The organism is Sinosporangium album (genome assembly GCF_900100605.1).
Taxonomy (GTDB): domain Bacteria; phylum Actinomycetota; class Actinomycetes; order Streptosporangiales; family Streptosporangiaceae; genus Sinosporangium; species Sinosporangium album.
This window is the reverse complement of record NZ_FNCN01000015.1, coordinates 92,446-107,528: the sequence shown is the minus strand read 5'-3', so window position 1 is coordinate 107,528 and position 15,083 is coordinate 92,446. Positions and strand designations below refer to the sequence as shown.

General features: G+C 67.3%; 13 protein-coding genes. 3 read left to right on the top strand and 10 right to left on the bottom strand.

What is annotated here, in order from left to right:
- Positions 1–41: 41 nt before the first annotated feature.
- From BLQ73_RS17535 to BLQ73_RS17500, 8 genes are all read right to left on the bottom strand, one after another.
- Entirely contained in the window at positions 42–389 is a 348-nt protein-coding gene (locus tag BLQ73_RS17535; protein WP_093171534.1) for a helix-turn-helix domain-containing protein, read from the bottom strand.
- A gap of 266 nt (positions 390–655) precedes the next feature.
- Entirely contained in the window at positions 656–1,663 is a 1,008-nt protein-coding gene (locus BLQ73_RS17530) for a radical SAM protein (protein WP_093171533.1), read from the bottom strand.
- An 86-nt stretch (positions 1,664–1,749) separates the two neighbouring features.
- Entirely contained in the window at positions 1,750–2,211 is a 462-nt protein-coding gene (locus tag BLQ73_RS17525; protein WP_093171532.1) for a hypothetical protein, read from the bottom strand.
- 180 nt (positions 2,212–2,391) lie between these two features.
- Positions 2,392–4,281, bottom strand: coding sequence for an asparagine synthetase B family protein (locus tag BLQ73_RS17520; RefSeq protein ID WP_093171531.1), 1,890 nt, complete (start codon positions 4,279–4,281; stop codon positions 2,392–2,394).
- Entirely contained in the window at positions 4,278–4,817 is a 540-nt protein-coding gene (locus tag BLQ73_RS17515; protein ID WP_176955514.1) for an AfsR/SARP family transcriptional regulator, read from the bottom strand. The genes BLQ73_RS17520 and BLQ73_RS17515 overlap by 4 nt, the downstream gene beginning before the upstream one ends.
- Positions 4,818–5,193: 376 nt before the next feature.
- Positions 5,194–6,033, bottom strand: a complete 840-nt coding sequence (locus BLQ73_RS17510) for a carbohydrate ABC transporter permease (RefSeq protein ID WP_093171529.1) — start codon at positions 6,031–6,033, stop codon at positions 5,194–5,196.
- A gap of 52 nt (positions 6,034–6,085) precedes the next feature.
- Positions 6,086–7,036 carry a carbohydrate ABC transporter permease gene (locus BLQ73_RS17505; RefSeq protein WP_093171528.1) on the bottom strand — a complete coding sequence of 317 codons (951 nt, stop codon included), beginning with the start codon at positions 7,034–7,036 and terminating at the stop codon, positions 6,086–6,088.
- A gap of 46 nt (positions 7,037–7,082) precedes the next feature.
- Positions 7,083–8,342 (bottom strand): extracellular solute-binding protein, encoded by a 1,260-nt coding sequence (locus BLQ73_RS17500; RefSeq protein ID WP_093171527.1) that lies wholly within the window; start codon positions 8,340–8,342, stop codon positions 7,083–7,085.
- Positions 8,343–8,441: 99 nt separating this feature from the next.
- Between BLQ73_RS17500 and BLQ73_RS17495 the strand changes: the two genes are divergently transcribed.
- On the top strand, positions 8,442–9,233 hold the full coding sequence (locus BLQ73_RS17495) for an IclR family transcriptional regulator (protein ID WP_245691160.1): 792 nt from the start codon (positions 8,442–8,444) through the stop codon (positions 9,231–9,233).
- 192 nt (positions 9,234–9,425) lie between these two features.
- Here BLQ73_RS17495 and BLQ73_RS17490 read toward each other — a convergent pair whose 3' ends face one another.
- Positions 9,426–10,244, bottom strand: coding sequence for a metallophosphoesterase family protein (locus BLQ73_RS17490; protein ID WP_093171526.1), 819 nt, complete (start codon positions 10,242–10,244; stop codon positions 9,426–9,428).
- A 465-nt stretch (positions 10,245–10,709) separates the two neighbouring features.
- Here BLQ73_RS17490 and BLQ73_RS17485 point away from each other — a divergent pair, with 465 nt between their 5' ends.
- Complete coding sequence (locus tag BLQ73_RS17485) at positions 10,710–11,861, top strand: cytochrome P450 (RefSeq protein ID WP_143020308.1); 1,152 nt, start codon at positions 10,710–10,712, stop codon at positions 11,859–11,861.
- Between the two features lie 59 nt (positions 11,862–11,920).
- Here the strand turns inward: BLQ73_RS17485 and BLQ73_RS17480 are convergent, their stop codons facing one another.
- Complete coding sequence (locus tag BLQ73_RS17480) at positions 11,921–13,510, bottom strand: alpha/beta hydrolase (protein WP_143020307.1); 1,590 nt, start codon at positions 13,508–13,510, stop codon at positions 11,921–11,923.
- A 565-nt stretch (positions 13,511–14,075) separates the two neighbouring features.
- Here BLQ73_RS17480 and BLQ73_RS17475 point away from each other — a divergent pair.
- Positions 14,076–14,966, top strand: coding sequence for a Fic family protein (locus BLQ73_RS17475; protein WP_245691159.1), 891 nt, complete (start codon positions 14,076–14,078; stop codon positions 14,964–14,966).
- The last annotated feature ends 117 nt before the right edge of the window (positions 14,967–15,083 follow it).

Here is a 15,083-nt window from a genome sequence, read left to right as displayed (position 1 = left end):
TCCCTCCTCGCCGTGCGGTCCCGTGCGTCAGGTGGCCTGTGTCACGGGGCCGGGACCGCTCCCCGGCACCGCCGGTATTCCGTGGGGGCCACCCCCACGGAGCTCTTGAAACGGGTGCTGAACGTGCCCACGCTGGTGTAGCCGACGCGGCTGCTGATGTCGGCCACGCTCAGTGAGGTGGAGAGCAGAAGCCGCTTGGCCTCCCGCAGGCGCACGTCTGTGAGGAATCGTCCCGGCGATACTCCGGTGACCTGCCTGAACATGCGGGAGAAATGAAATTTGCTGAACATCGCCGTTCGTGCGATGTCCTCTACCGTCAGTTGTTGACCAATATTCTTGTACATCGTGTCGATAGCCCGGTTTACGGCTTCCTCGATGCCCTCTCCCATGTATTTCTCCTGTTCCGTAGAGACGTCACGCGTAGCGGATCCGCGTCGGCGAACAGGCCGTCCGATGGTCACCGCTTATTCTGTCCGGCTGAACAGGTGCCGCGTTCGCTGTTCCCCCCAGAAGACGTTCCGTGAGAGCGAGAGTGAGAGTCGTGGCCAAAGCGCGGGGGAAGCTTGCCCCCAATGGTGAACAATGCCCCTAATGTCGGCGCAATAATCTGCGGATTGGAGAATTTCCGGGGACTATGCGGTGAACGGCACCCGCGTCACCAGCGGCCGGGAATCCGGTGCCCGCACGCGTTGCACCGCCCGTCGGTCATCCGCACCGCCTCCGTCGTCCACACCCCGCGCCGTACGGCCTCGGCCCCGCATCCCGGGCACCTCGTCGCCCGGCCCGTCGCCCCGAGGGCCCGCTCGACGTAGACGTGCCGCAGTCCGGCGTCGCGCCCGATCGCCACGGCGTCCCGGAGCGCCTCGGGACCGGTGGGCACCGTACCGGTCCTCTGGAACGCCGGGGTGAAGCGCAGCAGATGCCAGGGGATGTCGGCGTCGATCTCCGCGATGAGCCGGGCGATGCGCGAGAGTTGGCCGGGTTCGCTGCTGCATCCGGGGATGAGGGGCGTGCTCACCTCGACCCAGACGCCGAGCTCCACCATCGCGCGGATCGTGGTCAGGACCGGGCGCAGCGGCGCGCCGGTGACGCGGTGGTGGGCGTGTTCGTCGCCGGCCTTCAGGTCGATGTTCACCGCCGCGAGGGCCGGGGCCGCGAGCGCGGTCGTCTCGGGGGTGAGGAAACCGTTGGACTTCCACAGCACGTCCACCCCGGCCGCCGCGCCGTACTCGGCCAGCGCGAGCGTGAGCTCGACCGCGAGCGACGGCTCGGTGTAGGACAGGGCGACGCTCGCCCCCTCCGCCGCGGCCGACGCGACGAGGCCGGCGGGATCGACCGGCGTGGCCGCCCAGGGCAGCCCGCCCTCCCTGCCGAACTGCGAGAGGCGGTGGTTGACGCAGTAATCACAGCGAAAGGTGCAGCCCGGGGCCGCGATGGTCAGTGCCGTGGATCCGGGCCTGTAGTGATAGAACGGCTTGCGCTCGACGGCGTCCTTATGGCGCACCGACGTGGCGAAGGTCGCGGTCTCCATGAGGTCGCCGCGCCGGCGGCGCACCTGGCACCGCCCGACCTCGCCGTCGTCCAGCACGCATCGCAGCGGACATAGGGCGCATTGCAGGCGGCCCGCCTCGACCGTGAACAACCCTGCCGGTGTCCAGTCCATAGGCTCTCCAGCGTCAGCGGCGGACGTGGCGCGTTGGAGGCTATCGTGTCGGCCGGACACCGGCCAGGGTCGCCTGCGATCGTCGATCACCAGGCGAGGGCTCCGACCGCCGTGACGTTGGCGGTGAAGGCCGTCAGCGTGAGGATCGCGCGTGCGATGTTCCAGCGTTCCCACCGTTCGCGCGGGTCCGCGTGCCGCCAGTCGTCGGGGACGCCGTGAGGGCCGACGACGAGGATCGACTGTCTGAGACGGGCGCTTCGCGTCGCCGATATCACCATCACCGCACTCAGTGCGCCGACGGCGACCCCCAGGGCCGCTTGGACGTGCACGGCGTGGGACAGGAAGATCAAGGTGGCGTCGGCGAGGAGCGCCCCGCTCACGCAGAAGTTCTCCAGCGGTTCGAGCCGCCTCAGCCAGAACTGGTGCAGCTCAAGGTAGTCGGCTCCGTTCAGTCGGCGCACCCACGGCGTGCCGCCGACCACCGACCACAGCAGCATCCCGGACAGCACGCCGTTGAGCAGCAGAGCGAAAGGCAGCAGCACGGCCATGTCATCGTCTCCTCACGGGTTGCTCGACGGCGGCCTCGGGCATCGGCCTGACAGTCCTCGGTCTGACAGCTATCGGTCTGACAGCCATCGACCTGACACTGTGTTGCTCCAACGCAACCGCCCTTCGCATGTCGCATGTCGCATGTCGTACGTGCATGTCGCATGTCCGGATGCGGCCCGCTAGAGGAGGACCCGCACATTGAAACGTTCCAACCACTGGTTGACCTGCAGGACCATCTCCATGTCCGTCACGTCCACCCAGGTGCGTGACGCGATGATCGGCTCCTTGATCAGGCGCCTGGCCGCGGCCACGTCCAGGAGCGGCACCACGGGGGAGCCGCGGTCGGCCAGCACGTGGGCGAGTTGTCTGCGCAGGAACACGCCGTAGGCGGGGTGCCGCCCGATCGGGAAGTGGCTGGGCGCGCGCTCCAGAACCGAGTCGGGGAGCAGATCGGCCGTCGCCGCCCGCAGCAGGCTCTTGGACCTGCCGTCGAAGCATTTCAACGCCCACGGAACGTTGAACAGGTACTGGACCAGCCGGTGATCGCTGAACGGCAGCCGCAGATCGACGCCTTCGAAAGAGCTGGCTCCGTCGTCGAGCATGTTGTCGAGCTCCTGGAGCCCCTGCAGCCTCAGGAAGGAGATCTCCCGCATCCGCCGGTCGTGGACGTCCTCCCCCGGCAGCCGCGGCACCGACGCGAGGTCGGTCCGGCACATGTCCGCGCAGTAGGTCGGGATGTCGAGCCGGCCCAGCAGTTCCTGGGAGAACAGTCCGGTTCCGAAGGCAGGCGCCGGATATCTCATCCTCATCGCGGAAATCCAGGGATAGGTGCAGGCGCGCGATCTGCCACCGCCGTCTCCCCGGTCCCCCCGCTCCGTCCCGTCTGGTCCCTCGTTCGAGCCGAACACGACCTCATCGTTCGAGCCGAACACGATATCCGCCCGATGCCCGCCGAGCGCGGCGTTCGTGTGCCGGGACACGTGTCGGCAGAGCATCCGCAGCGACGCGGGGAACTGCGGCATCGCCACCGGCGTGTCCTGCTGCGCCGACACCGCGCTGCTGCGGGTCACGACATCGGTCAGAGCCGCCGTGTCGAGCGGCAGATAATGGTGCTCCGTACGCAGGTGGCGGGCCACCACGGCTGCGTGCGGCCTGTCCTCGGGCCCCCGGATCGGCCCCGGAATCGCGGGCCCCACATCGGCGTAGCCGGTGGTGAAGGTGCGCAGCCGCCCCGCGTTCCTCCGCCTCAGCACCGCCGCGGCCAACGCGGCCACCGCGGACGAGTCGAGCCCGCCCGACAGGAGCAGCCCGACCGAGGGATCGCCGCCGATCTGGTTCTCGACCGACGCCTCCAGCAGCTCCCGCACCTTGCGCACCGTCCGGTGGAGCCCGTCGTGGTGCGGCTCCGCGGCGACCTGCCAGTAACGGCACTCCCGCATGCCGGACCTGTCGAAGTCGACCCGACCGCCGGGCAGGACCCGGCGCAGGCTGCGGACGATTCCCGCTCCCGGCGTCGAGGTGTAGGCGAACAGCTCCCGGAGCCCGCCCGCGTTGACGACCGTGTCCGCCAGGGGATGGATCAGCACCGCCTTCGGCTCCGAACCGAACAGCAGCCCGTCGGCGGTCCGCTGGTAGTAGAGGGGCCTGGTGCCCAGGCGGTCGCGGAGCAGCGTGAGGCGCTGGTGGCGCGGATGCCACACGGCGGCGGCGAACATCCCCTCCAGGTGCTCGGCGCACGCCTCCCCCCACTGCAGGTAGGCGTGGCCCACCAGCTCCGGGTAGCCGGGGCAGCCGACGGCTCTGCCGTATCCCGAGAGCTCGGCGTGCAGCGACGCCGCGTTGGTCAGGTGGCCGTCCATCACCACCACGGCGCTGTCGCCCTGTGCGGCGACGATGGCCTGGCCGCTCCCGCGCGGGCCGCCGCGGGACCCGAGCAGCGCGTGCCGCCCGATCCAGACGTTCTCGGCCCCCGGCCCGCGCGCCGCGAGCGTCGCGAGCTGGGAGAGTACGGCACCGCGCTCGACGCTCAGGTCACGGTGGAAGTCCACCCACCCGGCGATTCCGCTCATTCATCCACCTTTCTGTGAGGTGCCTGCAACCCTCGCCCCCGGGCACACGCGAATACGGGCATGTCTCCCTGAATGCACAAGCGTTCGCATGCTGACGTCTTGTCTTGGTCCTGCTCCAGCAGGGCCCGGCCCTGGCCGGCGACCTGGAGGAAGAGGTCGTGGTCCAGTTGGCCCTCGTGCCTGGCGAGCACGTAGCCGGGGGAGCGGGTGATCAGCGCGACCTCGCCGGGCGCGGCCTGCCGCCCGCGGGGATGGAGGACTTTGCGCAGTTGGTAGATGTACGACTGGGCGGTCGTGACCACGGTGGGCGGGGGGTTGTCGCCCCAGAGCTCGTCGACCAACGCGCTGGTCGACACGATGTGATTGGAGCGCAACAGAAGCAATGCCAATGTTTGTCGCGCTTTCGGTGCGGTCGGGGTGCATACGGCATCTTCCTGGACCACCTCCAGAGAACCGAGTATCCGAAAACTAAGCAATTGTCCTCCCATTCGCTGACGCCGGTGAATCCCGGCGTAGCCCCCGATGATGAGCGTCATGAATGACATCTCAATCCACATGACCTCTGGCATGTGGAGTTGAAGGGTGATGCAGGGCTAGGGGCCTGTCGAACAGCGAGGATTCGCTGGTGAAGCGCCCCTACTATGGACTGATTTGCTCCCTGTTGTGATGGGGCACGCCAACATATTCAGGTGCCCTTGATCTTGTCTCGGTTGAATAAATTACGCGCCCTCGATATCTGTGAGGATAACCAACACGCGCTTCCCGCCGTAAAGTTTGGCGTTTTAATCCCGTGTCCAAGCTAGGCCATGGGCGGTCGCCGGCGCGGCGGCCGTGCCGTACGGCAATGCCGAACGGCGGGGCCCGGGCCGTCCTCCCGGGCCCCGCCGAACGGGGTTTCCACACGTGGGTGGGTCAGTCCTTCACGGCACCGCCGAGGCCGCCGATGAGTCGGCGCTGGACCGCGATGAAGAACACCAGCACAGGGATCGTCATCAGCGTCGAGCCGGCCATGATGCCGCCCCAGTCCATCTCGTCGGGTTTGAAGAAGACCAGCAGCGCCGAGGGCAGCGTCTGGTTGTCCTTGGCCGAGATGATGAACGTCCGCGCGAAGATGAAGTCGTTCCAGGCCGTGATGAACGAGAACACGCTTGTCGCGACCAGGCCGGGCGCCACGAGGGGGAACAGGATCCGCCACAGGATCACCGGCCGGCTCGCCCCGTCGATCATCGCGGCTTCTTCCAGGGCCTCGGGCACCGCCGCGACGAAACCGCGCATCATCCAGATGGCGAACGGCAGCGAGAAGGCCAGGTGCACCAGCACGAGCGAGCCGAGGGTGTTGAGGCCGACCCCGGGCACCACGGCGCCGAGGTCGCGCACCAGGAAGAACAGCGGGATGGTGAGCGCCTCGATGGGCACCATCTGCGCGATCAAGAACATGATCAGCACGGTGGTGCGCATGCGGAACTTGAACCGGGTCACCGCGACGGCGGCGAGGAAGGCCACCAGTGCGGACAGCAGCACCACCGCGAGGGCGACGCCCAGGCTGTTGAGGAAGTAGCGCCCGAAGTTCTCGCCGCCGAGCACGCGCTGGAAGTGTTCGAGGGTGGGGGCGAAGGTCCAGGGGCGCACGTTCAGCGACTGGATCTCACTGGCCGGCTTGAAGGCGGACAGGATCATCCAGTAAATGGGGAAGAACGTCACGGCGGCGGCGGTCACCGCCACCACGTTCGCGATCCAGCGTGCTCGGGTCACGGCATGCCTCGGAACACGGCGGTCGGCCCTGCCGGGGGCTGGATGGTCTGCGTCAAAGCTTCTCCCCCGATCGGTAGAGCGCGCGGATGTAGAACAACGTCACGACCAGCAGGATCAGCGTCATGATCACGCCGATCGCCGAGCCGAGCCCGTATTCCGACGAGCCGAAGGCGGTCTGGAAGGCGTAGACGTTGAGGACGAGGTTCTGGCCCGCGATGCCTCCGCCGTTCGTCATGACGTAGATCTGCGTGAAGATCTTGAAGTCCCAGATGATCGACTGGATGACCACGATCGTGATCAGGGGGCGCAGCATCGGCACGATGACCCGCCAGAACGTCTGCCACGCGGACGCGCCGTCGAGTGCTGCCGCCTCCAGGACATGCCCCGGGATGGCCTGGATGCCCGCGTAGAGCGTGACCATGACGAACGGGAACGAGTGCCAGACGACGGTGGCCCCGACGATGCCGAAGGTCACCCACTGGTCGTAGAACCAGTTGTACCCCTCGATCCCGAGCACTTGGTTCACCAGGCCGAGGTCGGAGTCGAACAGGAACATCCACACCGTGGAGCCCGTCATCGACGGCGCCGCCCAGGCCGCCATGGCCGCCAGCGACAGCAGCAGCCTCGGCACGCGCCCGGCACGGGTCAGCACGACCGCCAGAGCGGCGCCCACGGCCAGCGTGGCGACGACGAGCACGGCGGCGAACGCCACGGTGGCCGCCAGCACCGACCAGAACTTCTCGTCACCGAACAGCGTCGCGTAGTTCTCGAACCCGATGAAACTCGTCGGCTCACCGCCGCTGACCTGAGCCTGCCGGTAGTCGAAGACCGACAGTAGGCCGAGCATGTAGATCGGGTAGCCGAACAGCGGGAGCAGTACGGCTGCCGCCGGCAGCAGGTATATCCACGGCCGAAGGGCGCCACGCGCGCGCCGGGGCCGGGCCGTACCGCCCCGGCGGACCGGGTCGCGCCGGTCCGCCGGGGCCTTGAGGGCCGTCGTCATGCGCCGTTTCCGCGCGACCGGCGCGTGTTGTGGTGGGAGTGGGTGCTCACTGGCCGAACGCCGCCTTCACCGCGGCCGCGGCTTCGTCGGTGGCCTGCTCCACGGTGGCCTGCTTGGTGGCGATCTTCTGAAGCATCGTGGGGATGACCTTCTGGTTGTCGATCTTCACCCAGGCGGGAGAGATGGGGACGAACTTCGTTCCGGCCGACACGTGGTCCAGGAAGGGCTTGAGGAACGGGTCCTTGGCCGCGAGTTCGTCCCGGGCCGTCCCCATGGTCGGAAGGTTGCCCATGGCCTCGAACATCTTGATCTGGTAGTTCTTGCTCCCCAGGATCTGCAGGAACTTGACCGCCAGCGTGCGGTGCTTGGAACTGCGCATCACGCCGAGGTTGTTGCCGCCCGCGAAGGCCGGAGCGATCGAATCCTTCTTCGATCCGGGCAGCGGAATCACCGAGTACTTCCCGGCGGCGGCCCCGGCGTCCACGGCCGCCCTGTTGAAGTTGCCGACGATGCCCATCCCCGCCTTGCCGCTGGCGAACAGGTCGACGGTCTTGCCGCCGGTCAGGCTCGCGCACGCCTGCGGCGGGCAGTTGTCATCGCTCAGCAGGTCGGTGTACGCCTTGACGCCCTTGCGGGCCTCGGGGCTGTTCAGCGATTCGATCTCGCCGCCCGCGTCCCAGACGAAGGGCAGCGCGGCGAAGGTGTACTCGCCACCCACGGCGAGGCCGTACATATCCGGCTTCTTCTTGCGGATCTCCCGCGCGGTTTTCGTCAGCTCCTCCAGGCTCGTGGGCGGCTTCAGCTTGAGCTCGTCGAAGACATCGGTGCGGTAGTAGAGCGCGCGAACGCCGATGAACCAGGGGAGGCCGTACTGCTGGCCGTCGACGGTCGCCGACTTCTTCAGGTCGTCATTGATGTCCTGCGCCTCGGCCCACCCCTGAAGGTCGGCCGTCAAGTCCGCGAACCCCTTGGCCGCGGCATATTCCGCCAGGTCGGTATTGCCGTACTCGGCGACATCGGGAGCGCTCGCCGGGTCGTTGAACGCGCCTTTGAACCTTTCATGCCGGGCGGGAGACGTGGGGATGTAGCTGACGTCGACCTTTACGCCCGGGTTCGCCTTGGTGAACTCGGCGATGGCCTCGCCCACCACTTTCTCCTTCGGTGCGCGGTTCGGCTCGTCGAAGAGCCATACGCGCAGCGTTCCCGAAGACTCGTCGCCGCCGGTCGCCTGCGGCGCTGTGGACGGCGCGCACGCAGCCAGGGCCAGTACGGCAACGCCCGTCGCGGCCCACGTGATGAACCTCATCCCTAACCTCCTCCTATATGGCGGCAGACCCTAAAAAGCCATGACCTGTGACGGGAAGAGGGGATGGTATTTGTTGTGCAATGCACAATGATGTGTACGGTGACCCTCAAACAGGACGTCGCAGGACGTAATCAATCCGCATCGCTCCGGCGGGGCCTTGCCGTACTGGAGTACATCCGTGATCACGCAGGTGCCGGCCAAGGGCTGTCCCTGACCAGGCTCGCCGAGGCCACCGGCATGTCCAAAAGCGCGGTGCTCCGCCTGACCACGCCCCTCGTCGAGCTCAACCTGCTGGCCCGCGACCGCAAGAACGGCGCCTACCGCCTCGGCCACGGCGCCCTCCGCCTGGGACAGGCCTACCTCGCCACCTTCGACCTGCGCACCGTGGCGGCCGAAGAGGCGTACCGCCTGATGTGCGAAGTGCGGGAAACCGTCCACCTGGTCGTATACGAGCCGCCCCACGTCGTCTACATCGACAAAGTCGAACAGGAACCGATGGTCCGCATGGGGTCGCGCATCGGCAGCCGCGCCCCCGCCCACTGCACGGGCGTCGGCAAGGCCATCCTCGCCTGGCAGGGCGACGAACTCATCGAAGACGTCATCGCCGCCGGACTGCCCCAGCGGACCGAACACACCATCACCGACGGCGAACGGTTGCGCGTCGAACTCGCGCGGATCAGACAGCGCGGCTACGCCGTCGACGACCGTGAGAACGAACCCGAGGTGCGGTGCGTCGCCGCCCCCATCTTCGACCACGCCGACGCCGCCACCGCCGCCCTCTCCATCTCCGGCCTCACCTCCCGCATCACCGCCGCCCGCGTGCGCGACGTCGGCCCCCTCGTCGCCCAGGCCGCCCTGCGCATCTCCCGCGCCCGAGGCTCCACCCGCTGACGCCCCCGCCGCGCCCCGCGGCGGCCTATCCTATTTCGGCGGCCTTCTCGCATGCTTCGGTAACTGGATTTGAGAAACGGTGGGAGCGGTATGGCTCTGGCCAACGAGAAAATCCCGCTGAACGGTAAGGCTCACCCACCTGTTGAGCCCTATTTGCCCCTCGAAGAATTCTGACGCCGGGGCCTGCTCGGATCAGGCGGGTGGGGGCATGATCTGGCGGGGGAGGTAGGGGCCGGTGCGGTAGCGCCATTCGCGGTAGTAGCCGAGGGAGACCTCCTCGAAGCGGACGCCGTCGATAACGTAGGAGCCGGGGATGTGCAGGTGGCCGTAGACCATGGCCTCGGCGTTGTATTTGCGGTGCCAGTCGGCGGTGAGGGTGGTGCCGCACCAGAGGGAGAACTGCGGAATGCGGGGGAGTTTCACCAGCGACGGGTGCAGGGGGTAGTGGTTGGCGAAGACGACGGGAAGGTCGCCGGGCAGTTCGTTGAGCCGCTGTTCGGTGATGCGGATCCGGTCGTGGCACCAGGCGGTGCGGTCGGGGTGGGGGTCGGGGTGGAGCATGAACTCGTCGGAGCAGACGACGCCCGTCTTGTAGCAGTCGGCCAGCGCCTGCTCGACCGTCGTGCCCGCCGGGCGTAGGCTGTAGTCGTAAAGCAGGAACAGCGGCACGAGCACGAATCTGAAACCTTCGCAGTCGAGCGTCTCGTAAGGGTCCTCCGGCGTGAGCACCCCAAGTGACCTGCACATTTCCACGAGCCGCTCGTAGCGTTCCACTCCGCGCGCCTGAAGGGTGTCCTTGGGAGTGGTCCACAGCTCGTGATTGCCCGGTGCCCAGACGACGCGGGCGAACTTGCGGGTGAGCACGCCGAGGGTTTCGGCGATGTCGTCGGCCGTCTCCGCGACGTCGCCGGCGACGATGAGCCAGTCGTCGGGGGAGGGCGGGATGGCCTCCACTATGGGACGGTTCATCCGATGTGAGACGTGGAGGTCGCTCACCGCGAGCAATTTCATCGCAGGGCACCTTTCTGGCGACAGCGTGGAGGAGGATGGAGGTAGGGCCCATCATATGGACTGCCGTATTTCGGTCTCACCACATGGGGTCCGCTGACTCGCCTGTTATGTCGCCCCGGCGATTAAGGACATATCCCTTCATTCTGACTAGTGTTATGAGTGCGAGGTCCGGGTAATCGCATTCATGATGCCCGCCGTACCACTGGCGCGCGGGGTTCGGACCCCGCGTCGCGGGCATCGCGCGTGAGCCGCCCTCATGCCGTTCCCCTCGGCATCCGCACGTGGGTCCGACCACCTCACAGCGGGAGGAGACCGACTGTGACCACGCCCCAAACCACGCCTCAAACCACGCCTCAAACCACGCCTCAAACCACGCCTCAAACCACGCCTCAAACCACGCCTCAAACCACGCCCCGAACCGCCCCCCGACCCCGGCTTCCCTATCCGTTCACCGATCGGGAAACCGTGCTCGACGCGCCCAGCACACTGCTGTGGTGCCGCGAACAGCCCGTCATGCGCGTCACCCTGCCGAGCGGCGACGCCGCCTGGCTCGTGACCCGCTACACCGACGTCAAGGCCCTGCTCGGCGACCGCCGACTGTCGCGCGACCTGTCGCGGCCCGGCACACCGCGCATGTCCAAGGAGAACACCCTCTTCCAGGACCCCAACGTCAATCAGGATCCGCCCGACCACACCCGGATGCGCCGCCTCATCGCCCGGGCCTTCACCGCGTCGCGCGTCGAACGGCTACGCGCCTACACCGAGGGCATCGTGGAGGAGATGCTCGACGCGGTCGAGGAGAAAGGGCCGCCCGCGGACCTGCACGCCACCCTCACCTTCCCCCTCACCATCCGCATCCTGTGCGAACTCCTGGGGGTGCCGACTGAGGACCAGCGGGAATTCACCGCCTGGACGGACACCTACCTGTCGCTCGGCAAGTATCCCAAGGAACTGGTCGCCGCCAACAATGCCAAACTCGACGCGTACATCAACGCGCTCATCGATACCAAGCGCGCGAACCCCGGCGAGGACCTGATCAGCGGGCTCATCGCCGTACGCGACGAGGACAGCAGCCGGTTCAACGACTACGAGCTGTATTACTGGTCGAAATCCCTGCTGATGGGTGGGTACGAGACCACCGCCAACCACCTCGGCGCCTCGATCATCACCCTCCTCACCAACCCGGACGCCCTCGCCACGCTCCGCGAGGACCTCACCCTCGTGCCGCGCGCCGTGGAAGAGATCCTCCGCGTCCAGGTCGTGTTCAGCTCGATAGCCTCCCTGCGCTACGTCAAGGAGGACATCGAGGTGGCGGGCACCACCATCCCCGCCGGCTCCGGCGTCATCCTCGCCATGGAGTCGGCGAACCGCGACGAAACCGTGTTCCCCGACCCCGCCACCGTCGACTTCGACCGCCCGCCCCGCCCCCACCTGACCTTCAGCACCGGCCCGCACCACTGCGCCGGTTCGGCCCTGGCCCGCATGGAGATGCAGGTCGCGCTGACCGGGGTGCTGAGGCGGTTCCCCGGCCTCACCCTCGCCTGCGACCCCCTCGAACTCAAGCGCTCCAGCGGAGTCATGATCGAAGGATTCGAGGAGGTTCCCGTCACCTGGTGATCCGTACCTAGCGTCCCGGCCGGGGCGGGAGCGGGCCCCGGCCGGGGCGGGAGCGCGGCCTACCTGCCGAGGCCGGGGGAGTCCGGCCGCGGCGCCGACCGCGCCGCGCAGCGCGTCACCTTCGCCGCCGGCAGCGTGCCGTCCCGCAGGTAGGCGGTGACATGGGCGTCCACACACGCGTTGCCCGTGTAGGACACGCCGTGCTCGCCACCGCCGTCCTCCAGCACCAGGCGCGCCGCCGGAATCAGGCGCAGCGTCTCCACCGCACCCGCGTACGGCGTGGGCCCGTCCTTGGTCGACTGCACCAGCAGCGCGCTCTTCAACCCGTCGCCCTTGATCCGCACCGGGTTGCCGTTCCTCGCCGACGCGGGCCAGAACGCGCACGGCGCGTTCATCCACGTATTGCTCCACGTGGCGATGGGCGCGCGCCTGAGCGAACGAAGCGTGTCCTTGCGCCAGGTCGCCCAATCGCGCGGCCACCGGGTGTCCGCGCATTCCACCGCGAGATACATGGCGATGCCGTTGTCGCTCTGCCCGTTCTCCCCGAACTTGCCGATCGAGGACATGAAGAACGCCATCGCGAGGGCGTTGTTCTCGTTCCGCAGATACTTCGCCGACAGGCTCTCGGCCACCAGGGACCACACCGAATGCGTGTACGAGGTCTTCATCAGAATGTCGTCGAGTTCCTTCGCCCCGATGGCCTTCTCCACCGGCGACGCCTTCAGTCTCGCTCGCACCACGGCGTATTTCGCCCGCACGGCCGCAGCCGTCCGGCCCAGCCGGAACGTGCCATGGTGCTTGGCCGTCCACTGGAAGAAGTCGTGGATCCGGCCCTCCATGGCCGCGTTCTGATCGAAATTCGCTTGATACCAGACCCCACTCGGCCTCACCACGCTGTCGAGCACCATGCGGTTCACCCGGTCGGGAAACAGCGTGCCGTAGACCGCGCCGAGATAAGTGCCGTACGAGATACCCATATAGCTCAGCTTCGGCTGCTTCAGCGCCGCCCTGATGGCGTCCATGTCACGCGCCGTCGACGCCGTGTCGAGGTACGGCAGAAGCCACCCGAACCTCTTCCCGCACGCTGCCGCATATCCCGAGGCGCGCTTCCACAGGGTCTTCAGCGCCGCCGCCCCCGACGGCACCGGGTCGGGCTCGGGGGAGCGTTCGTAATTCCTGTCGCACGACAGCGCCGGCTTGCTCGGCGCCACCCCGCGCGGGGCGAAACCGATGATGTCGTAGCCCGCCACCGCTTCCGCGCCCTTCCCCCTGAACCACGTGTTCGGCGCGTCCAACCCAGACGCCCCCGGGCCGCCGGGATTCGTCAGCAGAATCCCCCGGTATTCACCCGCCGGAGCCGTCGCCTTCTTCCTGCTGACCGCGATCTTGATCTTCCGCCCCTCGGGCTCGGCGTGGTCCAAGGGCACCTCCACCTCGGCGCATTCCAACTCCCTCAACGCCACCCCGCTGCACGCCGCCCACACCGGGGCCGCCGGAACGTAGGCGTCAGCCGTACCGGAAGCGCCCGCCGTCGGCGCCGGTGCGGCCGGGCCGGCCGCGGGCGGCGCCGGGGCCGCGGCGCCTGCCTGGGCCGCCGCCGAGTGTGTGAACGCCACGGCCACGGCCGCGAACGCCGGAAGGAACCTCATCGTCACCTGTCCCCGTAAGTCCTGTCACTGATCGTCTTCATCCCGTGATAGCCCGAACCCCGGCCGCGGGCTCGCCCCTCTACCCGAGAATCGAAAAACCTTTCCCTTGACCGGATGGAACGGCCTCCCGGCGACCGGGGTGACGCCCGCGCCGCCGAGGTCGGCCGGGTTCGGGCAGCCTGAGACCGATGGCGAAGGTGACTGCCGAGAAGAGCGACAGCAGCACGAGTACGGTGATCGCGCCCGACGCGCCGCACCCTCCTCTGACCTGCGGAACGCCCCAGGCGGCTCCCGCGACAGGCCTAGTTTGATAAGTTCAATTGGGTGACTGTCCGGCTAATCAAACTGTCCGGTTTGCGCATTGATGGGGAGTTCTGTGGTTGGTAGGGGGCGTCCGAGCCGAGCAACCGTCTACACGAGACTTGACCGGGCCATTCGTGAGCTCCACCAACGCCTCGGAGGGCTGCCCAGCCCTCTTGAGGCACAGGAAATCTGGTCCGACATCTGGCACCTCGAAGCGCATCACTCCACCGCGCTGGAGGGAAACACCCTGGTGCTTCGGGAGGTGCAGACGCTGCTGGACCAGGGCCGGGCGGTCGGAGCCAAGTCCTTGCGGGAATACAACGAGGTGAAGGGTTACGGAGACGCTGCGAAGTGGGTCTATGGTCAGGCGCTGGAGCCTGAGGTCTGGAATGACGGGCAGCTCTTGAGCTTGAGCGAGCTGCGTCATATCCACCACACGGCAATGACAGCTGTGTGGGATGTCGCTCCCCACGCGGATGCCTCAGATCAGGAAGGGCCGGGCAACTTCCGTCAGCACGACATTCATCCCTTCGCCGAAGGGATGACGCCTCCGTCGTGGCCGTTGGTGCCAGGTGAGATCCAAGGCTGGGTAGACGAGGTCTGCGAGGTCGGCAGAAAACTTGAAGAAGAAGATCTCGGACACCCGCTACCTGAAGAGCTTGCCCGGCTGCACAATGGCTTCGAACGGATTCACCCGTTTATTGATGGGAACGGGCGTGCTGGAAGACTGGTTCTCAACCTTATCCTGGTGAGGCTCGGTTACCCTCCGATCATCATCTTCAAGAAGCAGCGTGATGCCTATCTCGCCTCCATGCGTCATGCCGACGCGGGGGACTACGGTTCCCTTGGCGAGCTGATCGCCCGCGCCATGGAGGACAACCTCAACCGTTTCATAGTGCCCAATGTGGCAGGCCCAGCCAGGCTGGTTCCCCTCGCTGCGCTGGCCAATGAAGAGTTCAGCATCCACGCTCTGCGCCAAGCCGCCCAGCGGGGGCGTCTCAACGCGGTCCAAGGGCACGATGGAGTGTGGAGATCTTCCCGCAAGTCCGTTGACGCCTACCGCGCCGACAAGCATAGATCAGCGGCTAAATCGAAAACCAAGGCTGCTGATCAGGATCGATCTCGTCCTTCGAGCTACGGCGGTGCTCCCTGAGAGGCGGGGGCTTTGGCGGGGGCGCAAAGGGAGGGAGCGGGCGGCGCGGAGGGCGTGACGCCGGTACGGTGACCCGGGGGCGCCACTGGAGGGGCGCGGGAGACCGGGAGCAGGTAG